The sequence below is a fragment of the Xanthomonas maliensis genome (assembly GCF_009192945.1).
Classification (GTDB): Bacteria; Pseudomonadota; Gammaproteobacteria; order Xanthomonadales; family Xanthomonadaceae; genus Xanthomonas; species Xanthomonas maliensis.
In genome coordinates, this window is the sequence record NZ_NSET01000022.1 from 46304 (window position 1) to 70945 (window position 24642).

Below are 24642 nucleotides of genomic sequence, written 5' to 3' on the forward strand. Positions count from 1 at the left end.
ATGGCCACCAAGACACCGAGCGCCATGGCCAAGGAGTACGCAACCTCGGTGGTGGCGGGGAAGATCCCGGCGGGCGAGTACGTGCGCCTGGCGTGCCAGCGGCACCTGGACGACCTCAAGCGGACCGGCAAGGACTGGCCCTACAAGTTCGATGCGGCCAAGGCCGACCGCGCGGTCAAGTTCATGCAGCTGATGCCCCACACCAAGGGCAAGTGGGCTGCGAAGAAGCAGCAGCTGGTGTTCGAGGGTTGGCAGTGCTTCATCGAATGCAACCTCTTCGGCTGGGTCCACAAGGACACCGGCCTGCGGCGCTTTCGCGAGGCCTACGAGGAGGAGCCGCGCAAGAACGGCAAATCGCTGCGCCTGGCCGCGCGCGGGCTGTATCTGTTCGCGGCGGACGGGGAGGCGGGCGCGGAGGTCTACTCCGGCGCCACCAGCGAAAAGCAGGCCTACGAGATCTACCGGCCGGCCTGGCAGATGGTCAGCAGGCTGCCGGCGCTGCGCGCGCGGTTCGGCATCGAGCAATCGGGGAACCCCAAGAACCCCGGCTCGATGTTCACCATGGAGGACATGTCGAAGTTCGAGCCGATGATCGGCAAGCCGGGTGACGGCTCCAGCCCGCACGCGGCGCTGATCGATGAGTACCACGAGCACGACACCGACCACATGGTGGACGCGATGCAGACCGGCATGGGCGCGCGGGAGCAGCCGCTGCTGTCGATCATCACCACCGCGGGGACGAACCTGTCGGGCCCGTGCTACGAGAAGCGCCGCGACGTGATCCGCATCCTGCGGCGCGAAGTGATCGATGAGACCGTGTTCGGGATCATCTATTCGCTGGACGAGGAGGACCGCTGGGACGACCCGGCGAGCTTGCGCAAGGCGAACCCGAACTACGGCGTGTCGGTGTTCGAGCCGTTCCTGCTGGCGCAGCTGGCCCAGGCCAAGCGCTCGGCGTCCAAGCAGAACGCCTTCCGCACCAAGCACCTGAACGACTGGGTGGGTGCCAAGACGGCGTGGATGAACATGCTGGCGTGGCAGCGGCAGAAGCGGGCGTTCTCGATCGAGGACTTCCAGGGGTGCAAGTGCTACGTCGGCGTGGACCTGGCGTCCAAGCTGGACGTGGCCGCTGCGGTTTTGCTGTTCGAGAAGGGCGACAGCTACTACGCCATTCCACGTTTCTATGTGCCGGAGGCCGCGCTCGAGGACAACGAGAAGTACGGCAACTTCATTCTGGACGAGGCCATGGTGGCCACGCCCGGGAACATGACCGACTACGCGTTCATTGAGGAGGACTTGAAAGAGTTCGCCGCGCAGACGGAGCTGATCAACATCGCGTTCGACCCGGCGCAGGCCGCCTATCTGATGACGCGCCTTGGCCAAGCTGGCTTGCCGGTGATCGAAATGGCGCAGACGGTGCGCAACCTGTCTGAGCCGATGAAGGAGGTGGAGGCGCTGACCCTGGCCCGCCGCCTGTGGCACGACGGCAACCCGGCGATGACGTGGATGGTCGGGAACGTGGTGGCGCGCCTCGATGCGAAAGAGCACGTCTACCCGCGCAAGGAGACACCCGGCAACAAAATCGACGGCGCTGTCGCGCTGATCCTGGCCATGGCCCTCGCCCTGCAGGCGAAGGAGTCCGGCGTTATCGAACAAGGCTTCGTGGTGATGAACTGATGGGAATTTTCAACAAGCAGGAACGCCACTACCGCGACCGCATCGAGCCGACATTCTCGGCACTGGCCCCAGGCGACAGCGTGTCATCGTCGGACGTGCGCATTTTCGAGGTGTTCGGCGAGCAGCGAACCGCCGCCGGCGCGGTCGTGAACCCGACCACGTCGATGCGCAACTCGGCTGTGTTCGCCTGCGTGAACCTGATCGCCGGTGCAATCGCGCAGCTACCGCTGCACGTCTACGAGCGGGTCGACGACTCGCGCCGCCGTGCCGATCACGATTACTGGTGGTTGCTCAACGAGCAATTCAACCAGGCGTGGGCCGCATCGGCAGCCTGGGAGTTCCTGGTGTCGCAGGTGCTGCTGCGCGGCGACGGCATCGCTTACATCACGCGCAACCGCGCCGGCCAGGCCACCGGTCTGATCCCGTGGCCGCGTGACTTCGTGCAGATACTCGAGCAGGCGCGCACCGACCCGAAGCAGGCGCCGCGGTTGCAGTACACCTTCTACGCGGACGTGGGCTATTTCACGGTCGACCAGGCCGACGTTCTGCACCTGCCGGGATTCGGCTTCAACGGCGTGTGCTCCATGTCGGTGATCCAGTGGGGCGCGCGCAACGGTATCGGCATCGCGCTGCAGGGTGACGAACACGCCGGCAAGTTCTTCAGCGAGGGAGGCAAGCCGGAGGTAGCCATCACTGCGCCAAACAAAATGACGCAGGCGATGCAGGATGATTTCCGCGACGCATGGGTGAAGAAGTACGGCGGAATGCAGGGCAATCGCCGCATCCCTCTGATCCTGAGCGAGGGCCTGGATCTCAAAGAGCTGACGATGTCAGCGGTCGACCAGCAGCTGCTGGAGTCGCGGCAGTGGCAGGTCATTGACATCGCGCGCGCGTTTGGCTGCCCGCCGCACATGATCGGCGAGACCAGCAAGGCGAGCAGCTGGGGCACCGGCATCGAGCAGATGGGCATCGGCTTCGTGAAACACACGCTCGGGCCTCACCTAAAGCGCTTTCGGGACGAGTTGAACCGGAAGCTCTTCTACACCTCCCGCTACTTCGTGGAGCACAGCGTCGAGAGCCTGATGGCCGGCGACTCCAAGGCGCAGGCCGAGTACTTCGGCAAAGCGCTTGGCGGTCCTGGTGCGCAGGGCTGGATGACTGTCAACGAAGTGCGCCGCACCAAGAACCTGCCGCCAATCCCGGGCGGCGATGTGCTTTATCGCCCGTCCGAAGCCGCAAAGCCGGCAGAGGATGCGGCGCCCACCGATACCGAGAGGAAGCAAGAAGATGACGATTCCGAAGCTGCTGCAGCTGGCGCGTAACAACGCAGCCGTCTCCAAGCCGCTGCGCGCCGAGACGGCGGGCAGCGAGGCGACCATGTACCTGCATGGGGTGATCGGCGGATGGTGGGGTGATATCGACGAAACAGAGTTTGTGAAGGCCTTGGCCGCCATTGAGGCCGACACCATCCACCTGCGCATCGACTCGCCGGGCGGCGATGTGTTCGCTGCCCGCGCCATGATGACGGCCATCGCGCAGCACAAGGCAACCGTCATCGCGCACGTGGATGGTCTGGCAGCATCGGCCGCCACCGGAATTTGCATGGCGTGCGATGAGGTCGAGATCACCCAGGGCGCCGGCTTCATGATCCACAACGCTTGGACCATCGCCATCGGCAACAGGGCCGATATGGCCAAGACCGGCGAGCTGCTGGGCAAGATCGATGACGGTCTGGCTGGCGACTACACCCGCCGCACTGGTAACGAGATCGCGCAGGTCGTGCAGTGGATGAACGACGAAACGTGGTTCACCGCCGACGAGGCGAAGGAGCACGGCTTTGCCGACCGCGTGATTGAGGTCGTCGGCAAGAAGAAGGCGTCCAATCAGTGGGATCTGTCGGCCTACGAGAACGCCCCCAAAGCTCTGACCGAGCCCGGCCCCACCGCGGACGATGGCACAGCCATCGCCGCCCACCGAAACGCACTCGAGCGGCGCCTGGCGCTGCTGGAGCGCGCACCAGCGTAAGCGGCTCCCGCTTGCAAACCACCGCCGCCGAAAGGCGGCTTTTTTGTGCCTACAACAAGGAACCGAAATGCCCTTCAATTTGAACGCTGAGCGGGAGCGCCGTAACACCCTGGCGAAGGAAACCCGCAACCTGCTGGACGCCAGCACCGGCAACGGCAACGCCTGGACCAACGAGGATCAGACCAAGTACGACAACAACATGTCGGAAATCGAGCGCATCGATGCCGCCATCGATCGCCACCAGAAGGTCATGGACCTGACTGCCGAAAACGCGATGCGCGATGCAGGCGTCAAGGAGCACGACAACGGCGGCGCCGGCGGCAAGAACGCGTCGGCCGCAATGAAGCTGTTCAATTCCTGGTGCCGCGGTGGCGAAGCGGCGCTCAGCGCCGAAGAACGCCGCCAGATCAGTAACGCCATGAGCGGCAATCCGGCGCTCAATCCCGAGCAGGGCGGCTACACCGTGCCGACCCGTGTGGCCACCACCATTCTGGATCGGATGAAGGAATACGGCGCGATGCGGCGTGTCGCCGAAATCATCCCGACCGCCGGCGGCGAGCCGATCAACTTCCCGACCAGCGACGGCACGGCCGAGGAGGGTGAGCTGGTGCCGGAAAACCAGGCTGCCACCGATCTGGATGTGTCCTTCGGCACCAAGAACCTGGGCGTGTTCAAGTACAGCTCCAAGGTCGTCACTGTGCCGTGGGAGCTGCTGCAGGACAGCTCGGTGGACATCGAAGCGTTCATCGCCGGGCGCCTGGTGCACCGCCTGAACCGCATCACCAACCGCCACTACACCGTCGGCACGGGCGTGGGCCAGCCGCAGGGCTTGGTCACCGGTGCGACCGTGGGCAAGATCGGCGCGGTGCTGGCTTCTGCAGCGGTCACCTACGACGACCTGGTGGACCTCGAGCACAGCGTCGATCCGGCCTACCGCGCCAATGCAAAGTGGATGTTCCACGACAACGTGCTGGCCTCGCTGCGCAAGGTCAAGGATGGCGAAGGCCGCCCGATCTTCGTGCCGGGTTACGACCAGGGCAATCCGCAGGGCGCGCCGGACCGATTGCTGAATCGGGGCCTGGAGATCAACCAGCACATGCCGGCGCCGGCGCCCGGTGCCAAGTCGATCGCCTTCGGCGACTTCAAGTACTACAAGATCCGCGACGTGATGGCTTTCACCATGTTCCGCTTCACGGACTCGGTGTACACGCGCCGCGGCCAGGTCGGCTTCCTGGCCTGGATGCGCACGGGTGGCGCGCTGCTGGATCAGGGCGATGCAGTGAAGCTGTTCCAGCACGGCGCGGCCGCCTAAACCGGCTTGCACTGGCGGGCAGTTCGCTGCCCGCCTTTCCTCAACATCGGAGCTTTCCTGATGGCCAAGAAGAATCAGACCACCCCCGCCACCGCGGCGCCGGTTGCAGAAACCGCACCGGTCGCAACGACCGAGACCACCGTGGCGACCGCGCCGGCGGCCGTTGTGTTTCCCGGCCAGGTGCCGCCGACGGACGACATCGGCGTTCAGATCACCCCAGAAGAGCGCGCCGCGCTCGGCGATGCCGGCGTCGCGTCCGAAGCAACCACGGCGCTGGGCACGCAGCAGGCGGTGATTGCTGCCACCCCGGAAGGCACGCCGGGCGCCGAGCGCGCAGAAGTTGCCATCGTGACGTTGCCGAGCACCGGCGACAGCGCCACCACCGAAAGCGCGCTGCTCGGTGCCCCCCGCGAGGGCGGCGAGTCCAAGCAGGCGCTGGTCCTGCGCGATAGTCCGTATGGCAAGTGCGGCCAGGTGCGGCCATTCGATGCTGCGCTTGTCGAAGGTCTGGAGCAGGCCGGCTTGATCGACAGCCATCCGGCTGCGGTCCAATCGGCCGAGGGCTGACTCATGCTGCGTCTCGTCGCCGCCGCGTCCTCTGAGCCGGTGTCGTTGGCTCAGGCAAAACAGCATCTGCGGGAAATCAGCACCGCGCGTGATGAGCTGATCGCCCTGTGGATCACCGCGGCGCGCGAAGAGGTGGAATTGCAAACTGGCTATGCACTGGCCGATGCCACGTGGGAATGGACGCCTGTGGGCGAGCGCACAGGCCCGCTGCCGGTGTGGCCGGGAGCAGTGACCAGCGCAGCCGGCGCGGTTCCAATTGTCTTCAAGGCGACGCCAGGCCCCGTGCCAGCCGCGCTGCGGGCCGCGATCCTGCTGCGGCTGGACGACCTTAGCGCACACAGCTCGGCGGGCTCCACAGAGCCGCTGAGCGAAAACCCGGCGATGCAGAGCCTGATGTTTCCGTTCCGGCGAGTGCTGCCATGATCGCGTCTGAACTCACCTCGGTGGTGCTGGTGCAGCGGCCAGCGACCGGGACGGATCCGGAAGGGCAGCCGGCGATGGGATGGGAGGATGCCGGCCAGTTGTGGGCCGGCATCGCCAACGAGACCGGAATGGGTGCGATCCGTTCCAGCGTTGCGGCCGGCCTGCCGACCTCTATTGCGCGCTACAGCTTCCTGGTGCGCTTCGCGGACGCTGCTGCGCTGGGCGTCGATGCGGGCATGCGGATCGCGCACGACGGTTTGGTGTTCGAAATCAAGGGCGTCATACGCGACCTGAAAGACCGTGATCGCGCCTACCTGGTAACCGAGCAAGGGGGCAACAGTGGCTAATCGCGTGGATCTGAGCGAGGTGCTGCAGGGCCTGGAAAACCTCAAGCATATCCAGACCAAGGTGGCGCGGTCGATGGCGGTCGCCGGCGGCAAGATCGTGCGCGATGAGGCGAAGCTACGCGCGCCGGTGGAATCCGGGGCGCTGCGCGGTGCGATCTATCTGGCCTACCGGGAGGGCAAATCCACCGAGACGACGGTGGTGTACGCGGTGACATGGAACAGCCGCAAGGCACCACATGGCCACCTGCAGGAATTCGGCCACTGGGCCGTGCAAGGCGGCAAGCGCGGCAAAGGCGGCACCGAGACCAGTTGGGTGCCTGCCAAACCATTCTTGCGGCCAGCGTTTGAGTCGTCACTGGGGCGCATGTCCCAGGCCATGATGGACCGCGGCCGGGAGCGCCTGGCCGAGCTGCTGCGCGACATGTACACCCCCAGAGACGAGGACTTCGTGTGAGCTTCGAATCTGACTTTCGCGCGCTTCTGACAGACCTGGTCGGCACGCGCGTCTATCCCGACGTGCCGCCGGATTCACCGGTGTATCCGCTGATCACCTACCAGCAGGTCGGCGGCCGCGCCCAGTGGTTCCAAGATCAAACCCGACCCGACAAAGCGCACGCACGCATCCAGGTCAACGTCTGGGCGGATTCGCGTGCGCAGGCCAACGCATTGGCGCGGCAGGTCGATGCGCGTATCGCCGCCAGCAGCTTCGCTGCCGAGCCTTACGGGGCCTTCGAGGCGGATTACTCGGCCGAAATCAAGAAATACGGCACCCGACAGGACTTCGGGCTGTGGTACGCCGATCCGTAGTAACAACGCAACACCCACCACCAACCCGCCCGCCTACGGCGGGTTTTTTCATGCCCCAAGGAGGGCAAATCTATGGCTGTATCACTCCCCAATGGCGCACTGATCTTCATTGCGAGCGGCTACGCTGCCGCTTCCAACATCACCGCCGCATCCAACGCCAGCCCCAGCGTGGCCACCGCGGCCAATACGCTGGCCGCCGGCGACTTCGTGGAGGTAACCAGCGGGTGGTCCCGCCTGACCTCCAAGATCGTGCGCGTCGCTTCCCCGACTTCCAGCCAATTTGCGATGGAAGGCATCGACGCGACCAACACGGCGATCTACCCCGCCGGCAGCGGCGGCGGCACGTTCCGCAAGGTGTCCGCATGGACCCAGATCGCGCAGATCCTCAGCTCGGCCAGTGACGGCGGCGAGCAGCAATTCCTGACCTATCAGTTCCTCGAGTCGGACTCGGAAAAGCGCATGCCGACCGTGAAGTCGGCCTCGGGCCTGACCTTCGGCATCGCCGACGATCCGTCGCTTGCTGGCTATCAGGTGCTCTCCGCAGCAAACGACGATCGCATCCCGCGCGCTGTGCGCATCCTGCTGCCGTCTGGCTCGGTGCTGCTGTACAACGCCTACGTTTCGCTCAACAAGACGCCAAGCCTGACCGTCAATCAGATCATGGCTGTGCAGGCCACGCTGTCGCTGCTGGCCGAGCCGGTGAGGTACGCACTGTGAGCATCAAGCGCGGGCAGGCCCCGAAGAAAATCGCAGCACCACTTAAGTTCGCCGGCGTGGCTGAGAAATTCCAGCTCGACGTGGTGTTCATCAATCGCAAGCCGGCGGAAGTCGACACCCTCATTGCCGAGGGCAAAAGCGTCGCCGAAGTGATCCTGTTCCTGCTCGACAGCTGGGACACGGACTATCCGCTGTCGGTCGAAGGCATCAACGAGCTGGAGGACGACCACATGGGCGTGTGCCAGGGAATCATCCAGGGCTACTACCGAGCAAGACGGGTGGACCTGGAAAAAAACTGAGAGCGGCGGTCGGGGCCTTCTACTGGCGTCCCCCGGCCGCCGAGGAATTGGCTCAGTTCGGGCTCACCGAGGACGACGTTGACCGTCCCTCGGTGGACCTATGGCCAGAGGTCTGGGACGCATGGTGCGTGTTCTGTGACTGCTGCACGCAGTGGCGCATGGGGGCTGCTGGGCCAATAGGCCTGGATTACCTGGTGGTGTATCGCGAACTCGACCGACGTGTAACGAACTCCGAGATCGACATGGACGCTGTCCGTGTCCTGGAGTCGGCCGCGCTGGACTACATCTTGAAGAGCAAAGGCAAATGACCGACGCAAACCTTGGCACTGCGCGAATCGATATCTTGATCGATACCGCGTCGATGAATGCCGGTATCAGCAATGCCAAGAGCTTGGTTTCCTCGATGGGAGCCGAGTTCGAAGCGCGCTTCGAGAAGATGAGCCAGGCCGAAAAGCGCGCCACGCTCGAAGTGCTCAAGTTCAACGACTCGCTGGGCCGCACGCGCGAGGAAATGAAGCTCCTGAATGCTGGTGCCCGCGGCGCGGCGCCGGAAGCGTTGGAGCAGCTGCGCAAGTCGCTGCTGAATCAGCGCAAGGAGATGGACGCCGGCGGTATGTCGGCCAAGGCCTACACGGCAGCGATGCGTGGTGTGCCGGCGCAAATCACGGATATCGCAGTCAGTCTGCAGGGCGGCCAGAAGCCGCTGACCGTGCTTCTGCAGCAGGGCGGCCAGCTGAAGGATATGTTCGGCGGCATCGTGCCGGCGGCGAAGGCGCTGAGCTCAACGCTGCTGGGCCTGGTCAATCCGTACAGCGTCACGGCCGCAGCTATCGCGGCGGTCAGCTACGCCGCGTACGAAGCCGATGATGTGCTGGATCGTTACGCTATAGCCCTGGCAAAAAGCGGAAACGTCGCCGCCACCACCGCGAGCGAGATGCAGAAGCTCGCCGCCGAGCTCGAAAACAACGTGGGCGCATCCACCGCTGCTGCGGCGGTGGAGAGTGTGGTGGCATCGGGACAGATCGGCGCGCAGAACTTGGCGACCGTTTCCCGCGCCGCGGCTGATGCGTCGAAAGTGCTTGGTTCATCCGTGGAGGATGTGGTCGCGACCTATGTCAAGCTGGGCGACAAGCCGCTGGAGACGTTGCTATCGCTCAACAAGACCGAGAACTTCCTGACTGCTGCGCAGTACGAGCGCATCCGCGCATTGGAGGAGGAGGGCAACAAGCAAGCCGCCGCAAATGAGGCCATTCAAATTTACAGCGACCACCAGCAGGCGCTGGTGCTGCAGGTCCGGGAGAACTACGGCGAGGCCAAACGATTCTGGGAAGACCTGAAGGTTTGGATCGACAACAGCACGGCCAGTGTGGGCGAGCATGCGCTGACGCTGACCAACAGCTTGGCCCAGATTGCGAGGGCTTTTGCTGACGGTAGCGCCTTCGACGTGGGCGACAACTTCAGCGGCACAACCGACTCGCGGCGGCAGGCCAGGGAAGCCGCTGAGTCTGCGAAGAAGCGGGAACAGGATTTCGTCAAGCTTCGCGGGCTGGAGGCGGAGGCACAAGCCGACAGGCTCAAGTCCGCTCAAACCAATCGAGATTTTGATGCGCAGACGATCAAGCTCGCAGAGGCGAAGCTGACGCTGGAGCAGCGCATCGCGCAGATGAAGGAGAAGGCCAACGCCGCCGGCGTCGACTCGGTGAACATCGCCCGTCGCGAGAATGCGCTGCGGGAAGAAGATGCGCGGAAGAATGCCAAGAAGCCGGTCAGCACCGCTGGTGCCAGCCGAACGGCATCACTGCAGGGCTTCACCGACGACCAGACCGAAGAGCGGGCGAGGATCTCTGCCGACACCAAGGTGCTGCAAGCCGAGTTCCAGGCTCGCCAGGTATCGGCAGAGGCCTACTACAGCCGCATGCGCGAGCTCGCCGAGCAGAACACCAGCACGGACGCCCGAACCATTACCAGCCAGATCGAATACCTGCGCGCGCAGGCGGTCAGCGGCAAGGACGCCATCAACGTCAACAAGCAGATCGGCGAGCTGGAGGCCAAGCTGGCCAAGGTGCGCATCGACGGGGCCGCTGCGCAGCAGACACTGACCACCCAAGAAAAAGTGGCAATTGAATCTCGCAACGCTGGTGTTCGGTCCTATGCCTCAGCACTCGATGCCAGCACCGACGCACTGCAACAGCAGATGGACGCGATGGTTGCCAAGGTTGGCATCGGCGATCGTGAGTATGAAATACAAGAGCGGGTCAACGATGTTTATCGGGAGCAGGCCAAGCGCCTGACCGAGCTATCGCTGCAGAAGACCGCAGACCCCGCCAATGCCAAGGCCTACGACGAAGAGATCGCCGCGGTTCGCGCGGCCACAGAAGCCCGAGTTGCGATCATTCGCAGCGGCTACCAAAGCATGGCCGAGGCGCAGGCTGATTGGGTCAACGGCGCCAAGTCATCATGGGCGAATTACGCGGATGACGCGCGAAACATCGCGGGCCAGTCAGCCAGCCTGTTCGACAACCTCTTCGGGGGGATGGAGGACGCGCTGGTGCAGTTCACGACCAAGGGCAAGGTCGATTTCAAATCGCTGGCCAACTCCATCATCGCCGACATGGCGCGTATTGCTGCCAAGCAGGCGATCATCGGCGCGCTGGGTTCGTTGTTCGGCGGCCTTGGCGGTGGTGCCGGCGCTTCGGGCTCCACCTATATTGGGCAGGCATCGACTGGTGCAGGGAGCAACTACAACTTCGGCAGCAACGTTGGACAGTTCACCGGTGGCGGTTGGGCGAACGGCGGCTACACCGGCGATGGCGGCAAGTACGACACTGCCGGCTATGTCCACCGCGGCGAGTACGTCATCAATGCCGAATCGACGCGTCGCATCGGCCGCAACTATCTGGATCAGCTGAACGGGTATGCCAATGGCGGCATGGTGGGCGGCTCCGGTGGTCCTGGGTTGTTGTCGCAGCCCAACGTCAACATCGCCATCCATGGTGCACCGAGCGGTGATCCGCAGGTCAACGTGTCGCAGGGTGAAAACGGGCTCGATGTCGAGGTGATCTTTGGTCAGTTCGAGGGCCGCATCGCGGGGCGCCTGGCGGATGGCAGCAGCCCCATCGGGCCCGTGCTGAAGCAGCGCTACAGCATGAGGGAGACGGTCTGATGGCGACCTGGCCGAGCTACGCCCGCCTCACGCTGAGCACCTATTCGGAGACCTTCGAGCCGTCCATCCTGCGGACTGAGATGGAGCGCGGCATGCCCAAGCAGCGCGTGCAGAACTCGCAGGTTCTCGTGAGCGTGGCCGGGACCGTCCTCTTCATGACCAAGGCCGACGAGCTCGCCTTCGAGGACTGGTACTTCAACGAACTGCGGCGCGTGGGCTTCTTCTCCTGGACCAGCCCCAAGGATGGCGTGGTCCGGCAGGCGCGGTTCCGAAACGCTGACATCGGCACGCTCACGCCCCTGGCCGGTTACTTCGCCGTGTCCCAGCGCAACGTCACGCTGGAGTACCTGCGATGAGCTTCACCGAGAATCGCCAGCGGCTCACGGACCCGAGTGGCGTCCTCCTGTTCCTGGAGGTCCGCGCGCCCAGCTTCACCGACGTGCTGCGCCTGGTGAACGACACGCAGAACTGGGTGAGCAACGGCGTGGAGTACATCGGCGTGCCCTTCGGCATCAAGCTGCCGGACGACACCGCCGGGCAGACACCGCGCACGGTGCTGACCATCGACAACGTTGGCCGGGGCATCACCGAGGATCTGGAGGCGCTGCAGCCCAACGAGCTGGTCACGGCCAAGCTGATGATCGCCGACACGGAAGCGCCGAGTGTGATCGTGCAGACGTGGTTCCTGCCGATGACCCACGTCAGCGTGAACCCGACCACCGCGACCGCGCAGTGCGGCGTGGACTTCCTCATGCGCCAGCAGGCGGTGCTGCTGCGCTACACCCCGTTCCTGACCCCGGGGGTCCATTCGTGAGGCTGGCGGACGTGGAGCGCTTCGTGGGCATCCCCTACGACGAGGACACCTGCGACTGCGCCGATCTTGTGGTGCTGGTCCAGCGCGAGCTGTTTGGACGCGAGGTGGTCCTGCCCAGCGCCAGGCCTCGCGGTGCGCGCGGGCAGGTGGCCTTGGGGGATCTGTCCAAGCCCTACGGCGTGCGCACCGAGCGGCCGCAGGACGGCGACCTGGTGGTGATGTACGAGCGCGGCCGGCCCGCGCACGTTGGCGTCTATTTCTGGCTGGCCCACGAGGGCCACTGCCTGCACAGCAACGAGAAGAACGGGTGCGCGGTGATCCACAAGATTCGGGAACTGGCCGGGTTCGGGGCGCCGGTGGAGGGCTTTTACGCATGGGCGTGATGGAGGCGCTGCCGGGCCACAGCAGGCTGGTGTGCACGCCGCACCCGATCGTCCTGGACGGCCAGACCAACTTGGCAGCCAAGATCGAGGACGGCGAGACGTTGGGCGGCTTCCTGCGCCGCAACGTGCCGGACTGGACAGGAGATGCCTGGGAGGTGCGCATAAACGGCGTCCTGGTGCCGGTGGAAGTCATGGAGCGGGTACGGCCCAAGGATGGGACGCTGATCGAGGTCCGCGGCGTGGCGCGCAAACAGGCGCTCTACATCGTCGCGATGATCGCGCTGACCTACTTCACCTTCGGCCTGGGCGCCTATGCCGGCATCGCCGGTTCCATCGGCGGTCTGGCCGGCGCAGTGGTAGCCGGCGCGGTCTTCGTCGCGGGCTCGATGCTGATCAACAAGGCGTTAGGCCCCAAGCAGGAGGCCCGATCGGCGCAGTCCGCCGATTCGGTTTACAGCATCGGCGCCGCGCGCAACCAGCCCAGGCCCTATCAGCCGCTCCCCCTCACCCTAGGCACCGTGCGCGTCACTCCCGACGTGCTGACGAACGCTTACACCTACTACGAGGGCAACGACCAGTACGTGGCCATGGTGCTGACGCCAGGCATCAATGTGGCTCGGATGGATGCGTTGTACCTTGGCGACGCGCTGCTGTCCTCCTACGAGGGCGTCACCACGTGGTTCAGCGGCTTCTCCGGCATGCCCGAGCAGACCATCCCGCTGTTCGGAAACGTCGATACCGTGGACGGCGGCGAGCTGCCGGATTCGACGGCCTGGGTCACGCGCACGACGAGCGCCGACACGCTGCGCATCCAGATCAACCTGGAGTACATCCTTGGCGGCGTGGGCACCTCGGGGAAGCCCTACTACGTGTCCGAGGTCGTGCAGGCGGAATACGCACCTGTCGGCACCGGCCAGTGGTCGCCGCTGATCTCGCGAAACTTTCAAAGCAAGGACCTTCAGACCACCAAGCGCGCGACCCTGGGCAAGGACGTGGCCCGCGGCCAGTACGACGTGCGCGTGCGTATCCTGGGCAACGGCAACTACACCGGCGCCAACACGCAGCGGAACTCGTTCCAGTGGTCCACGTTGAGCAGCGTGCAGGCCGATGAAGCGACCTACGAGGGCATTCCCCGGATCGGTATCCGCATCAAGGCGACAGGCCAGCTAAATGGCGTCCCCAACGAGATCCGGGGCGTTGCCCACACCGAAGCCATCGCGGTTTGGAACGGCACCACGTGGGCCAATCAGGAGACCTCGAACCCAGGCGCGCAAATCCTCAAGTACGCGCGCGGCTACTTCAGCTCGGCCGGCAAGCGCATCGCCGGCATCGGCCTGCCCGATGACATGATCGACGTGCCCGCGCTGCAAGCGTTTACCCTTCACTGCGCGGCGAACAACTACACCTACGACTACTCAATCAAGGACGCGCGCAACCACGAGGAGATGCTGAACGCCCTGGCGCTGGCCGGCCTGGGCCAAATCTCCTGGGCGGGCGGCAAGCTGTCGGTGGTGTGGGCTGCAGACGAGCAACCGCTGGGTGGCGTGGTCAACATGGCCACCATCAAGAAGGCGCAGTTCCAGGTGGACTACACCCTGGCCAACGCCGCCGACGGCATCGAATACACCTACTACGACAGAGCAACCTGGGAGCCTCTGCCGGTGCGCGTCAAGGCGCCGGGCGTGGAGACCATGCTCAACCCAGCGCGCTTGACTGGGGAGGGCGTCACGCGCCCGGAGCACGCCGCAGAGCTGGCCCGCTACCACCTGGCGCAGTCGCTGTTCCAGTACAAGGACATCAGCTACAGCACCGACCTGGAGCACCTCAGCTACAAGCGGCTCTCTAACCTGGCCCTGCAGCACGACATGACCCAGTGGGGGTACGGCGGGCGCGTGATGGCTGCGGTGAAGGTCGGGAGCACGGTGACCTTGACGCTGGACGAGGCGGTGCCCGCGCCGCCGGCCAGTGGCGCCTACATCGGCCTGCGCATCCCGGGTGAGAAGGTCTACCGGGTATTCAAGATCCAGCCGTTCGCCGGCGAGTCCAAGACGGTCACGCTCGTGGACGCCTGGCCCAACGATGCGGCCCTGCCGGGCAACACCGCGATGAACCCGGCGCACGACACCATCTGGATCTACGACTTCAAGCAGACCCCGGGCCTGCGCGTGCGCGTGGTCGGCATCCAGCCCGAAAGCGACCTCAAGGGCGCCAGCGTATCGGTGGTGGCCGAGCCGCCAGAGTTCTGGCAGTACGTGAAAACCGGCCAGTACACCGCGCCGCAGAACCCTTCGCTTCTTCGGACGCGCCCGATCGCCAGCAACCTGAAGATCAGCGAGGAGCTGGTGGTGCAGGGCGACACCGTCTACACCGAGCTGGTGGCCACCTTCGACATCACCGGGCCGGTGGGGCGCACGGTTGTCATGTCGGATATGGACGGCAACCAAGAGCTGGAGATGGTGGCCGAGACCATCACCCGGACGGCGCGTTGGCGCATCCCTGGCGCTGGCACCTACCCGATCCTGGTCCGGCCGATGAACCCCGAAGGGTTTCCCGGCGTGGCCGCCAGCGGCACCTACACGACCACCGGGGCGGGCTCGGCGCCGGTCAACGTCGATTCCTTCGTGATCGATGAGTTGGACGGCGGGATCCGGCGGTACAGCTGGGCATTCGACGCGGACACCATCCGCTCCCCTGACTACACAGGGGTGCAGATCCGCTACATCGCCGGCAGCGTGCCCAATCCCAACTGGTCGGCCATGACGCCGCTGGGCGATGAGGACGGGTACCACGCCTCAGCCTTTGAATCGACCTTGCCGGAAGCGGGAAGCTGGACGTTCGCCATTCGCGCAATGAACACCAGCGGCAACCTGTCGAACACAATGCTGACGGTGCAGAAGGCATTGACCAACAATCTGGGGCAAGAACTGGTCCAGGTCATCCAGAAGCTGACGATCAATGAACAGCGCTTGGTCGAGACAATCGAGCAGGTGGACGAGCAGGCCGAGTCGATCATCCAGCAGGAGATCAACATCTCGCAGATCAACGGGCGTGAGGTGCAAAACCGCGCCTACATCTCCCAGTTGCAGGAGACCTCCGTTACTGAAGAGGGCGCGAATGCGCTGGTGCAGCACCAAGTCGCTGCGGCGACAGGCGATCTGCAGGCCACGGTGCAGCAAACCTCAGAGGCGATTACAAACATCAACGGTACGCTCTCGGCCTACCACAACGTGAAGGTCCAGACGACGATCAACGGCAGGGCATACTTGGCTGGCATCGGTGTCGGTGTGGACGGCAGTGGCGGAGTGGCGCAGAGCGAAATCGTCATGCTGGCCGACAGGCTGGTGCTGCTGAATCAGACGGTAAACGGGAAGTACTTCTACCCCTTTGAGCTCGTCGGCGGTGTTGCCTACTTCAACGCCGCAATGATTCGCGACGGCACAATCACCAATGCGAAGATCGGCGAGGAGATCAAGTCCCTCAACTACCTTTGGGATGGCGCCAACGGCATTTACCGTGGTTGGCGCATTGGCAAAGACGGCACCGCGCAGTTCGGCGGTGACGTTGAAGTGCGTGGCGACGTGTCTGCGCGCAGCATCACCGGTTCCTTTGAAACCTCGACCGCTGTCAGCTGGAGCGGTTCGATCAGCAACGGTGGCGTCAGCCCGGTATTCAGGTTGGATCCGCCGCTTAACGCCACGCAATCACATCGACCTGAGTTAGTGCTGGCCCTGCAACTGAAGACCGGCGACGGGCAGGACGCTACCAGCTGCACCATTACTCTGCAGCGGCAGAATCCGAACAACCCTGCCGAGTGGTGGAATATCACCAGTCGCGAGTACGCGATTTTTAAATTCACCAACGCGTCTATGGCTTTTATGTATCTGGATGACTGGACTGCGGTCGCAAACAATTTCCGTTTCGTCATTCAGCAGATCAACGGTCAGACGATCAGCCTAACCAATATCAATGGCCGTATTCGCGGCGCTCGCTAAGGAAATCATATGGCTGACCCTGGCTATCTCAGTAATGCGGAGCTCGCAAACAAAGTCGTCGCGCTGGTGCAGAAATACAACATTTTCACCGGCGAACAGGTCGAGTTCTTCACGACCGATCAGCCCACCGTATCGATCAGTGTCACAGATGGAAGCACAATCACGGTTCCATCCCTCAGTGCCATTTTGGCCGGTGGCGGAAGCGGGGGCATTGCGATCTTTGAATCAGTCGCCGAGGGCGTCGCCGCCGTCGGCGACGCGCAGCTGTTCTTCGTTACCATGGACTCTGGAAGCTATCTCGGGCTGTACCGTAAGTCCGGCCTGATTGGTGAGGAGATCGGGCGCTATCCGAGTCGCGATGCGATCGACGCAACGGCTGTGCATGCAGACATAGGCTCGGCGGTTGCGCATGCCGATGCGGTCATGCTGACGCCATTCAACGAGTTCGATCTCGATACGGTGGCCCAAGTGGACACAGCTGGGCGCGGCTTCAATACCGTAATGGACGAGACCGTCAACAACGTGACGCTGGCCAACGCCAAGGCCAATTTTCATTTCACCGTGCGCGACGACCTGGCTCGACTGATCGGTGTGCGCACCGTGTGCGTCTGGACGCAGTGGTTTTCGGTCTGCAGCAGTGTCGACGGCAAAAACCCCGGCGTCGTGCAGCCTGCAATCAACGCCGATATCGCCAGCAAGCTCTCCAGTTCGACGCAATGGAGCGTCGGTGGAGTGGTTGCCTCCGGCGCGCTGCAGCTGCAGGGGTATGCCGGCGGCACGCAGGATGACGGTGCGCAGGTGCGGGGGATGAAACATCTGCTCGATCGTGGCTACGAAGTGGGCTTTGTCCCGATCGTACTCGGGCGGGTCAGCGGCAGCGGCCTGGCCGAATCCCAGTCCCTCGTTTGGCGCGGCTTCTTCCACTGGACGAGCACCGAGCTGTTCTCGCCGTGGCTAGACAGCTACAAGGCCATGCATGCGCACTACATCGCGTTGTTTCGTGGGAACGGCATCACGCCGGCCTGGTGGTATCTGGCTTCGGAGTTCAGTGCGATCGAGAAGTCAGCGCCGGATGCGCAATGGGCAATGTGGGTGGCAGCCTGCGCGCAGATTGCGGCTGACGTGCGCGCCGCCTTCCCGGAGTGCCGCATAACCTATGCCGCCAACTACACCGAGTATGGCGTGGGCACCGATTTCCGCGTCGATGCCATTTGGACGCAGCCTAATATCGACGAGGTCGGCATCGAGTGGTACTTCCGGTTAACCTCTGGCGTTACGGGTAGCGCTGAGAGCGTCGTCGCTGGCCTTGCGGCAGGCGAAGACATGGACTACACCTACAGCACGTCTGACAGCAACCAGCGCAAGCTGAGCGGCTCCAGTGGGCAAGGCAAGGCCAATGAGACGCGCACGCCCATCGATGCCAGCGCCGGTATCAAGAACACCGTCGGTTTCTGGCAGGGCGCGCACTACGTGTCGAAGCAGGCTGGATTTATCGCGCAGGCCAGCCCGCAGGCCGGCTACGGCCGCAGCTACGACCCATATGGCCTGCCTGGGATGACCGGCAACGGCGTGGTGGCAGTGGCGCCCGGCCTGGTCTACCCGGGCACTTCGGGCGCGCACTTCCCGCCGGCCGGCACAGCGACCTACCTGCAATGCGACGGCACCGCCGGCGCCGGCTATGGCTTGTTCAAGACACCGACGTTCAGCGGTGGATCGCAGAGCGAGTGGCGTCTCGAGCTGGACTTCCAGATCAGCGGCCCGCCCTCGGGCAACTACGCGCGCGTGCTGCGCCTGGGCGGGGCGATCGAGATACTGATCGACGGATTCCTGGTGAAGCTCGGCGTCGGTCCAGACGGAAACCAGTATTTCGCCGACCTGGGCACGCTCAACACAGCGGCCCACACGCTCGCCGCTGTGATGAACCTGGCCAGCGGCGTGCTGACCGTCGTCTACGACGGGGTGACATCCCAGTACACGATCCCAGCCGCCCAACGGCCGGCGATCCCGTCCAGCGCTGATTTCTTCGTCGGCGGCTACAACGCCAACAGCAACCTCACTCCGATGCGGGCTCACCGCCTGCAGCTGACCTTCGTGCGCGACGGCGTGCGCTGGGGCGGCACTTTCCACTTCGACGACACCTATGCGGGCGTGCGCACGGCCTGGGTGCCCAAGATGAAGAAGATCTCTGCCACCGAGCTAGGGTATGCGTCGATCGGCGGCACCTGCGTCGAGCCTAGCCAGTTCGTCTACGCGGACCTGGGCAGCTCGGCCATGTCGTTGCCGGCGATCCTCAACAGCACCACGCGGACGATCTACCAATCATTCATTGCGAAGGGTTGGAAGCCAGCCGAGGTGTACGCATCCTACGGGAGCAGCTTCAACTACGCCCCGTTCGAGCAGTTCTATGCGCTGCGCGAAACGCTGCGCTACATGCAAGCCTTGCAGCAGCGGGGCATGCTCAAGTCGATCTGCTTGTACAACTTGGATGCGAGGCCGGCCGCAGCGATGGCCGCCACGCTTGGGGGCGCGCTCTATTACTCCGATGCACCGATGTCCGTCTTCGGGCACTCGCTCAACGGCAAGCTGGCGGGCGGCAGCACGCTTTATCACGACCGGATACTGCGGAACGGCTCGATTCTCTGAGGGATCGAGTCGGTAAATTCTGATACCGAGGTGCCCATATTTCTGATACCTTTCGCACTGCGGCAGGGCCATCCTAAACATGCCGGACGCGGAGCCACGATGGCTGCTCACCCGCGTGGCGCCTGAGCAGTGCCAGGCCGGCGTCAGTTGGCCATTCTCGGCGTTGCGCAGGCTAGCAGAGGCGCGTCGCGTGGCGGGTCTGGTGACGGTCCCTAATAGGCAACCAGCACTGTGACACTGGTCCGGTAATGACGGACGAGCTGAACCATAATTTGGTCTTTTACACCTAGGGGAGTTGCGTCATGGAACGGTGCCCAACCCAGCCTTCTTGGTTTGCCTACTACAAGGAAAACATGGAGGCCCTAGGCCTCGCCGCGCCGGGCCTCTACGGCTCCGGCACTGCGATTGTGGGGAGTATCAGCGCCATGCTCACCTTGGCAGAGAAGATGGGGCCTAAGGTCACGGTGCTTGAGCTCGTCAACGCCGGCACCAAGGTGGAAATCGCTACGACGATCGGCACGCTGGGCGCTTCCTGGTATCTGGGCGCCGCGGTGGGGAGCGCCGCGGTGGCCACGGGCCGGACCCTGTCCTGCGGCACCAGCCTGGTCGACGTCCTGGCCTACTCCAGCCGCAATGGTCTGAGTAGCGACCGCGTCCGCAGCATCCTGATTGCCCACCCTGAGATCTACGATTACAAGCGCCCGGGTCGTCGTTACTACGCTTCCCTGGCAGCCGCGGCATGAGCGGCAAGACGAAGGACGGAGCGCTGTTGCTGATTGTGGGCCTGGTGGTCTCGGCGATCGCCTGGGCAGCCTCCCACTACATGGGTGAGGCTGCGATCTGGGTCTGGTCGGGCCTGATGATCCTCGGTGCGATCCTGCACCAGTTCGAGAAGCGTCGTAAGGCCTCCAAGCGACCACCCAATGATCAGGCTAGTCACTGAGTGACCGCAGCCCGGGAACCGTACTCTGCCCGAACCGAGACCGATGGGTGCGCAAGCCGATGCGCCTCAGCAGGGCCGAGCCTGCACCGATCGTCGCAGCCGGTGCGACCGGCACCGGTAGGATGCTGGCATGCCCCAGACGGTCCCGACATGCCATCCAGATCCGCCCACCGTGCTGCCCTGCAGCGATCCAGAGAGCCCTCCGTCATTGCGCCCGAAGGCGTGATGTTGCCGGACTTGCCTGCCGGCTTGCACTGGCTGAACCCTGTGGTGGGAGAAGCTACAGACCGGGGCCAGTGGGACTTGTTGCGCGTTGGCCCTGGCGGTGCGGATGTGGTTGCGAGTGTCCGACTCACCGAGTCTGGCCAGGCCGAGCTATCGCTGCGGATCCCCGGGAATGACTTGGTGCAGCCGCCAGCAATGCTGCCGATCGCTCATGCTTTCGAGGTGGCGGCCGAGTTTGGGCGCAAGCCGGCCAGGTAGTTGGCCCAAGCCTGCATCAATATCCGCCGCTTGTCGATGAGCGCACCGCGCCGGTAGGCGGCCTCAGCCTTGTTCCGTATGGCGTGCGCCAGCGCCATCTCTACCACTTCGCCTGGGGTGTCCTGAGTCTCGGCGGCCCAGTCGCGAAAGCATGAGCGGAATCCGTGCACCGTGAAAGGCAGGCCGAAGCCCTTTGGGGCCGGCTTCTGCAGTAGGTAAAGCATGGTGTTCTCGGACATCGCGAAGGGCGGTAGCTTTCGATTCAGGCTCTGCAGGATCGCCACCGCTTCAGTAGACAATGGAACCACATGGTCGCGGGCTCCCTTCATTCGTGCCGCTGGGATGGACCAGATGCCGGCGGCCAGGTCGAACTCAGACCAGCTCGATCCGGTCACCTCTTCGGTACGCGCCGCCGTCAGGATCGTGAACTGCAGTGCGCGCCGGCTGCGCGCATCCCGCTCTCGCAGGCGTGCCATGAATGCCGGCGCATCGCAGTAGGGCATCGCCGCATGGTGCTGAGGCTTGCGCACCTTGGCCGGCTTGGGAAGGAGGTTGTCGAGGTGCCCGCGCCAGCGCGCCGGGTTCTCGCCTTCGCGCCGGCCATGCACTCGCGCCCAGTCCAGCACGCGCTCAATGCGTCCACGCACCCGCGAGGCTGTCTCGGTCTTCGTGTTCCAGATCGGGCGCAGGCATGCCATGACCGCCGCGGTATCGATCGCGCCGACCTGGGTGTCGCGCGGCGGCCCGTAGTCCTTCAGCGACTGCGTCCATTGCTCGGCCTGCGCATCGTTCTTCCAGCCTGATCGCTGGCTGTCTATGAATGCGTCCGCGCACTCGCCGAACGTCATGCCGGTTGCCCGGGCCGATTGCCGCTCTGCGATTGGATCCTGGCCCGCGAGGAGCAAGCGGCGCTGCGCGAGCGCCAACTGCCGAGCATCCTGCAACGTCACCAGCGACGTCGAGCCGAGACCCATCTCGCGCAGGCGGCCAGCGCGCCGATAGCGCAGTACCCACGACTTGGCGCCGCTCGCTTTCACCAGCAGGTACAAGCCGCCGCCGTCGGCGTGATAGCCTTCTTTGGTAACGGTCTGCACGGTCCTGGCGCTTAGCCGGTTGATCGGCCTGGGCATCAGGAGCGTCCCATACTTTGTCCCATACTTCGCCATGCGATTGGGTGAGACAAGATGGTATGGGGTGGTTGTCTCACAGCCTGATACGCCTAGGTCTTGGGAAGGCATGAGGCTAGGTGAGACAGCAATATCGGCCACTCTCTCCGCCATATCTATACGCCATTGAACCCGCTAAGCAGTTGATTTGCAAAACCATTGGTTGGTGCCATCCGGCTTGGCGTACTGTCTCCTAAGTCATCCGCTTGCCGCCAGTCGTTTATAGATTATTTTCTAATGAAATAATAATTCCAGGTGATGTGCGCCTTAGTAAACGATGATCCCCAGGTCGCGATTCGTTCGGTCCCGGGTCCTTGCTCCCAGTTACTTCGTTACTTATCCCGCCTCACTGAAGTGAGACGCATTTTTAGCCGATATATTCACGCTCGCAGTACAGATGGGGTAACGAATGGCTTATCCAGACGATGAATGATTGCCGTTTCCTAGTAGCCGCCGTCGCAAAACCTGCAGGAAGACCGGGGGCGGCAACTAGCCATCTCAGACGCTGCTGCCGTCTGGTAGCGGGGAGGAAGATTTGGTTTTTTACTCTAGGTTAGCGGTGGCTAATCGGCCGTCGCCGCGCTAGTCAGTTGCCGGTAGTCTTGCTAACCTTCCGGCGCAGCTATCTGAATTCAAAGGGGAGGCAATCTTGCGTACGTTAGAAGTTCACTCTTTTTCCTGTATCGATACCGCACTACTGGAATTGACGCCGCTCACCGTCATTATCGGTCCGCAAGCCAGTGGCAAAAGCGTTATATGCAAGCTATTCTACTTCTTCAATCGATTTCCTTTGCTAATTCCTGGTTGGGTGGGTGACGGAAGCTCCGCAGCTGAAATAAAAGAGCGCCTGATCGAAGAGTTTTTGCAGTGGTTTCCCCCATCGACTTGGGGGACAAAGAAATTCGCAATTAAGTTTAAAACTGGCCAATATTCGATAAATGTTGATCGGGGACGTAAGGCGAGAAACGGGCAGTATAGTTGCAAAATTGAGCTTTCTGAGCCTTTTGAAAGGTTAATTGAGGCAACGGTTGAAACCTATATCAAGGCCAAGAAGCAACATGTTGCTGGTCAGGAGCAGTTTGACGTTCACTGGAGCCTGTTCGACTCCCTTAGAAAGGGAGTGGAGGCTGCGTTTGGTGCGGATCTCCCTGAGGAGCCTCTTTATATCCCGGCTGGTAGGTCATTCTTCACGAGCGTGGGGAAGATTGTGACCGCCTTCGATGATCAAACGATGCTGGATCCCGTTGTCCATAACTTCGGTAGGTTGGTTACTGCGCTCCGCGAAGGTAGCTTCTACAGAGACGCAAAAAGTCAGCTCCTTCGGAAGATTGAAGAGCTAATGGGCGGTAAAATGGTGCAAGAGCGAAACAAGCAGTACTTTGCCACGGATGACGGTCGCAATATTCCCTTGAGTGCGCTTTCCTCAGGTCAGCAAGAGTTGCTCCCATTGCTAGATGCTCTTGGTTTTGCTCTTTGGAAGGAGGGGCCGGCGCTGGTGTTTATTGAAGAGCCTGAGGCTCATTTGTTCCCGGATGCGCAAACATCGCTTGTTGAGATGTTTGCTCGAATTAGTGAGTCTCGAAAGCGTAAGGTTGGCTCTAAGGGGGCGATCTCAAGGAAAATTGTTCTTACAACCCATAGCCCTTATGTCCTGGCAAAGATTAATACGCTCATAAAGGCGGGCCAGCTTGCAGAGTCGTTGCCTGCTCAAGCACGCAAATTATTGGATTCGATTGTACCTGCTGACGCGCGAATAGCGCCTAGGCAGGCTACAGCATACGCTATTCAAAACCGGACACTTGTGCCTATCATGGATGAATACGGTCTTATCAATGCGGACTATATCGACGAGGTATCTGAGAGGACAGGCATTGAGTTTAGTGACCTTTTGGACTTGGAGGCTCGCTATGTCCGCTAATGCTTGTGCGCCCCATCGAGAGGTTACAAATGTTTCTAAAGTTAAAGTTGTTGAGAATGGCAAGTCTGCGGTTTTCTTGAACCCTAAGAAGAAGAAATTTTTCATAACTCGAGTTGACGGTGGAGTTGTCAAGCACGAGCTTGCAGCCGATTATGTCGTCACGCAGCACGAGGTCGGAAGTCTAATCGTTGAGCTCAAAGGAAAGGAGGTCGGGCGTGCCGTTGAGCAAGTTGTCGCAACTGCGGAGTTGCTCAAGAAGTGCAGCGGTAGCCTAGGCACGCAAAAGGTAAGTGCTCTGGTAGTGTGTACTCGCGTGCCGCGGCAGGATTCAAGGTCACTTCGTCTTCAAAACGCTTTTCAGCAAAAGCACCGCGCGCGACTAAGGATTGTAGCGTCAAACGTTGAGCATAACTTCGCAGCCCTGTTCGGAGCGTGATGTTTCGGGATCGCCAGCACTTGGTGGCGCTGCGCTCGTACTCATGCTTACTAGCTCCAGGGCATCGTAGTCAATGGCGCTGACTCAGCGTCCGCTTACCGACTGAAAACTTCCGTGGTCAACTTGATGAAGGGGTACTAACAGATGCCGTCTGAAAAAGTCGCTAAGATCTTGCGTAAACGGGGACTTGCCGAGGCGGATATCCTCTCAATGACAGATCAACAAGCATGGGACCATGTGTACGCCACCGCTCCACCGAAGCGTGAGAAGGGGCTGGAGATTTGCTTCACCGGCTTCACTGATGCCGAAAAATCAGAATTGGCAGAGATGGCCAAGAGCAACGGATTGACGGTGGTGACTAAGGTAACCAAGGATTGCTGGATCTTGTGTGCCGGTGCTGCTGCCGGTGCGAAAAAGATCGAAGAGGCAACTCAGCGCAATGTTCGAATTTTAGAGCGTCATCAATTTGAAAAATTCTTGTCGACGGGCGAATGGAACTGATCGCCCCATGCTGCATGATTGCTTTC

General features: G+C 62.6%; 24 protein-coding genes. 23 read left to right on the forward strand and 1 reads right to left on the reverse strand.

What is annotated here, in order from left to right:
* The 20 genes from CKY51_RS07155 to CKY51_RS07250 all read left to right on the forward strand — a co-directional run bounded on the left by CKY51_RS07155 (window position 1) and on the right by CKY51_RS07250 (window position 20112).
* Window positions 1–1677 (forward strand): terminase large subunit, encoded by a 1677-nt coding sequence (locus CKY51_RS07155; RefSeq protein ID WP_152249035.1) that lies wholly within the window; start codon window positions 1–3, stop codon window positions 1675–1677.
* The gene (locus CKY51_RS07160) at window positions 1677–2999 is read left to right on the forward strand and encodes a phage portal protein (protein ID WP_152249036.1); all 1323 of its coding nucleotides are present in this window, start codon (window positions 1677–1679) and stop codon (window positions 2997–2999) included. Before CKY51_RS07155 ends, CKY51_RS07160 begins: the two co-directional genes overlap by 1 nt.
* The gene (locus CKY51_RS07165; protein ID WP_022974298.1) at window positions 2965–3702 is read left to right on the forward strand and encodes a head maturation protease, ClpP-related; all 738 of its coding nucleotides are present in this window, start codon (window positions 2965–2967) and stop codon (window positions 3700–3702) included. Before CKY51_RS07160 ends, CKY51_RS07165 begins: the two co-directional genes overlap by 35 nt.
* Before the next feature lie 67 nt (window positions 3703–3769).
* Window positions 3770–5014, forward strand: coding sequence for a phage major capsid protein (locus CKY51_RS07170; protein WP_022974297.1), 1245 nt, complete (start codon window positions 3770–3772; stop codon window positions 5012–5014).
* Between the two features lie 60 nt (window positions 5015–5074).
* On the forward strand, window positions 5075–5581 hold the full coding sequence (locus CKY51_RS07175; protein WP_022974296.1) for a hypothetical protein: 507 nt from the start codon (window positions 5075–5077) through the stop codon (window positions 5579–5581).
* A 3-nt stretch (window positions 5582–5584) separates the two neighbouring features.
* Complete coding sequence (locus CKY51_RS07180) at window positions 5585–6004, forward strand: head-tail connector protein (RefSeq protein WP_022974295.1); 420 nt, start codon at window positions 5585–5587, stop codon at window positions 6002–6004.
* Window positions 6001–6351 (forward strand): phage head closure protein, encoded by a 351-nt coding sequence (locus tag CKY51_RS07185; RefSeq protein ID WP_022974294.1) that lies wholly within the window; start codon window positions 6001–6003, stop codon window positions 6349–6351. The genes CKY51_RS07180 and CKY51_RS07185 overlap by 4 nt, the downstream gene beginning before the upstream one ends.
* 4 nt (window positions 6352–6355) lie before the next feature.
* Complete coding sequence (locus CKY51_RS07190) at window positions 6356–6805, forward strand: HK97-gp10 family putative phage morphogenesis protein (protein WP_022974293.1); 450 nt, start codon at window positions 6356–6358, stop codon at window positions 6803–6805.
* Complete coding sequence (gene gp17 / locus CKY51_RS07195; protein WP_022974292.1) at window positions 6802–7158, forward strand: tail completion protein gp17; 357 nt, start codon at window positions 6802–6804, stop codon at window positions 7156–7158. The genes CKY51_RS07190 and gp17 overlap by 4 nt, the downstream gene beginning before the upstream one ends.
* A 72-nt stretch (window positions 7159–7230) precedes the next feature.
* Window positions 7231–7875, forward strand: coding sequence for a phage tail protein (locus CKY51_RS07200; RefSeq protein WP_022974291.1), 645 nt, complete (start codon window positions 7231–7233; stop codon window positions 7873–7875).
* Window positions 7872–8174, forward strand: coding sequence for a phage tail assembly chaperone (locus tag CKY51_RS07205; RefSeq protein ID WP_152249037.1), 303 nt, complete (start codon window positions 7872–7874; stop codon window positions 8172–8174). Before CKY51_RS07200 ends, CKY51_RS07205 begins: the two co-directional genes overlap by 4 nt.
* Window positions 8114–8482: a DUF1799 domain-containing protein gene (locus CKY51_RS22815; RefSeq protein ID WP_280524685.1), complete on the forward strand. Its 369-nt coding sequence runs from the start codon at window positions 8114–8116 to the stop codon at window positions 8480–8482. The genes CKY51_RS07205 and CKY51_RS22815 overlap by 61 nt, the downstream gene beginning before the upstream one ends.
* Window positions 8479–11337: a phage tail tape measure protein gene (locus CKY51_RS07215; protein ID WP_152249039.1), complete on the forward strand. Its 2859-nt coding sequence runs from the start codon at window positions 8479–8481 to the stop codon at window positions 11335–11337. The genes CKY51_RS22815 and CKY51_RS07215 overlap by 4 nt, the downstream gene beginning before the upstream one ends.
* On the forward strand, window positions 11337–11693 hold the full coding sequence (locus CKY51_RS07220) for a hypothetical protein (protein ID WP_022974288.1): 357 nt from the start codon (window positions 11337–11339) through the stop codon (window positions 11691–11693). The genes CKY51_RS07215 and CKY51_RS07220 overlap by 1 nt, the downstream gene beginning before the upstream one ends.
* Complete coding sequence (locus CKY51_RS07225) at window positions 11690–12151, forward strand: DUF1833 family protein (protein ID WP_022974287.1); 462 nt, start codon at window positions 11690–11692, stop codon at window positions 12149–12151. The genes CKY51_RS07220 and CKY51_RS07225 overlap by 4 nt, the downstream gene beginning before the upstream one ends.
* A complete protein-coding gene (locus CKY51_RS07230) occupies window positions 12148–12534 on the forward strand; it encodes an NlpC/P60 family protein (RefSeq protein ID WP_022974286.1) in 387 nt (128 codons plus the stop codon). Before CKY51_RS07225 ends, CKY51_RS07230 begins: the two co-directional genes overlap by 4 nt.
* Entirely contained in the window at window positions 12525–16526 is a 4002-nt protein-coding gene (locus tag CKY51_RS07235; RefSeq protein ID WP_211904871.1) for a host specificity factor TipJ family phage tail protein, read from the forward strand. Before CKY51_RS07230 ends, CKY51_RS07235 begins: the two co-directional genes overlap by 10 nt.
* A gap of 9 nt (window positions 16527–16535) precedes the next feature.
* Window positions 16536–19169: a baseplate megatron protein TIM-barrel domain-containing protein gene (locus CKY51_RS07240; protein ID WP_152249040.1), complete on the forward strand. Its 2634-nt coding sequence runs from the start codon at window positions 16536–16538 to the stop codon at window positions 19167–19169.
* A gap of 302 nt (window positions 19170–19471) precedes the next feature.
* Window positions 19472–19912, forward strand: a complete 441-nt coding sequence (locus tag CKY51_RS07245; RefSeq protein WP_031339835.1) for a hypothetical protein — start codon at window positions 19472–19474, stop codon at window positions 19910–19912.
* Window positions 19909–20112, forward strand: a complete 204-nt coding sequence (locus CKY51_RS07250; RefSeq protein WP_022972489.1) for a hypothetical protein — start codon at window positions 19909–19911, stop codon at window positions 20110–20112. Before CKY51_RS07245 ends, CKY51_RS07250 begins: the two co-directional genes overlap by 4 nt.
* Before the next feature lie 434 nt (window positions 20113–20546).
* Here the strand turns inward: CKY51_RS07250 and CKY51_RS07260 are convergent, their stop codons facing one another.
* Window positions 20547–21761, reverse strand: coding sequence for a tyrosine-type recombinase/integrase (locus CKY51_RS07260; RefSeq protein WP_342354109.1), 1215 nt, complete (start codon window positions 21759–21761; stop codon window positions 20547–20549).
* 649 nt (window positions 21762–22410) lie between these two features.
* Here CKY51_RS07260 and CKY51_RS07265 point away from each other — a divergent pair.
* The 3 genes from CKY51_RS07265 to CKY51_RS07275 all read left to right on the forward strand — a co-directional run bounded on the left by CKY51_RS07265 (window position 22411) and on the right by CKY51_RS07275 (window position 24616).
* Window positions 22411–23679 carry an AAA family ATPase gene (locus CKY51_RS07265; RefSeq protein ID WP_152249042.1) on the forward strand — a complete coding sequence of 423 codons (1269 nt, stop codon included), beginning with the start codon at window positions 22411–22413 and terminating at the stop codon, window positions 23677–23679.
* Window positions 23669–24115 (forward strand): hypothetical protein, encoded by a 447-nt coding sequence (locus CKY51_RS07270; RefSeq protein WP_152249043.1) that lies wholly within the window; start codon window positions 23669–23671, stop codon window positions 24113–24115. Before CKY51_RS07265 ends, CKY51_RS07270 begins: the two co-directional genes overlap by 11 nt.
* 144 nt (window positions 24116–24259) lie before the next feature.
* Window positions 24260–24616, forward strand: a complete 357-nt coding sequence (locus CKY51_RS07275; RefSeq protein WP_152249044.1) for a BRCT domain-containing protein — start codon at window positions 24260–24262, stop codon at window positions 24614–24616.
* The last annotated feature ends 26 nt before the right edge of the window (window positions 24617–24642 follow it).

Coding starts and splice junctions, on each gene's coding strand:
- CKY51_RS07155 (WP_152249035.1), top strand. CDS start 1: ATGGCCACCAAGACACCGAGCGCCATGGCCAAGGAGTACGCAACCTCG.
- CKY51_RS07160 (WP_152249036.1), top strand. CDS start 1,677: ATGGGAATTTTCAACAAGCAGGAACGCCACTACCGCGACCGCATCGAG.
- CKY51_RS07165 (WP_022974298.1), top strand. CDS start 2,965: ATGACGATTCCGAAGCTGCTGCAGCTGGCGCGTAACAACGCAGCCGTC.
- CKY51_RS07170 (WP_022974297.1), top strand. CDS start 3,770: ATGCCCTTCAATTTGAACGCTGAGCGGGAGCGCCGTAACACCCTGGCG.
- CKY51_RS07175 (WP_022974296.1), top strand. CDS start 5,075: ATGGCCAAGAAGAATCAGACCACCCCCGCCACCGCGGCGCCGGTTGCA.
- CKY51_RS07180 (WP_022974295.1), top strand. CDS start 5,585: ATGCTGCGTCTCGTCGCCGCCGCGTCCTCTGAGCCGGTGTCGTTGGCT.
- CKY51_RS07185 (WP_022974294.1), top strand. CDS start 6,001: ATGATCGCGTCTGAACTCACCTCGGTGGTGCTGGTGCAGCGGCCAGCG.
- CKY51_RS07200 (WP_022974291.1), top strand. CDS start 7,231: ATGGCTGTATCACTCCCCAATGGCGCACTGATCTTCATTGCGAGCGGC.
- CKY51_RS07215 (WP_152249039.1), top strand. CDS start 8,479: ATGACCGACGCAAACCTTGGCACTGCGCGAATCGATATCTTGATCGAT.
- CKY51_RS07220 (WP_022974288.1), top strand. CDS start 11,337: ATGGCGACCTGGCCGAGCTACGCCCGCCTCACGCTGAGCACCTATTCG.
- CKY51_RS07225 (WP_022974287.1), top strand. CDS start 11,690: ATGAGCTTCACCGAGAATCGCCAGCGGCTCACGGACCCGAGTGGCGTC.
- CKY51_RS07235 (WP_211904871.1), top strand. CDS start 12,525: ATGGGCGTGATGGAGGCGCTGCCGGGCCACAGCAGGCTGGTGTGCACG.
- CKY51_RS07240 (WP_152249040.1), top strand. CDS start 16,536: ATGGCTGACCCTGGCTATCTCAGTAATGCGGAGCTCGCAAACAAAGTC.
- CKY51_RS07245 (WP_031339835.1), top strand. CDS start 19,472: ATGGAACGGTGCCCAACCCAGCCTTCTTGGTTTGCCTACTACAAGGAA.
- CKY51_RS07250 (WP_022972489.1), top strand. CDS start 19,909: ATGAGCGGCAAGACGAAGGACGGAGCGCTGTTGCTGATTGTGGGCCTG.
- CKY51_RS07260 (WP_342354109.1), bottom strand. CDS start 21,761: ATGGCGAAGTATGGGACAAAGTATGGGACGCTCCTGATGCCCAGGCCG.
- CKY51_RS07270 (WP_152249043.1), top strand. CDS start 23,669: ATGTCCGCTAATGCTTGTGCGCCCCATCGAGAGGTTACAAATGTTTCT.
- CKY51_RS07275 (WP_152249044.1), top strand. CDS start 24,260: ATGCCGTCTGAAAAAGTCGCTAAGATCTTGCGTAAACGGGGACTTGCC.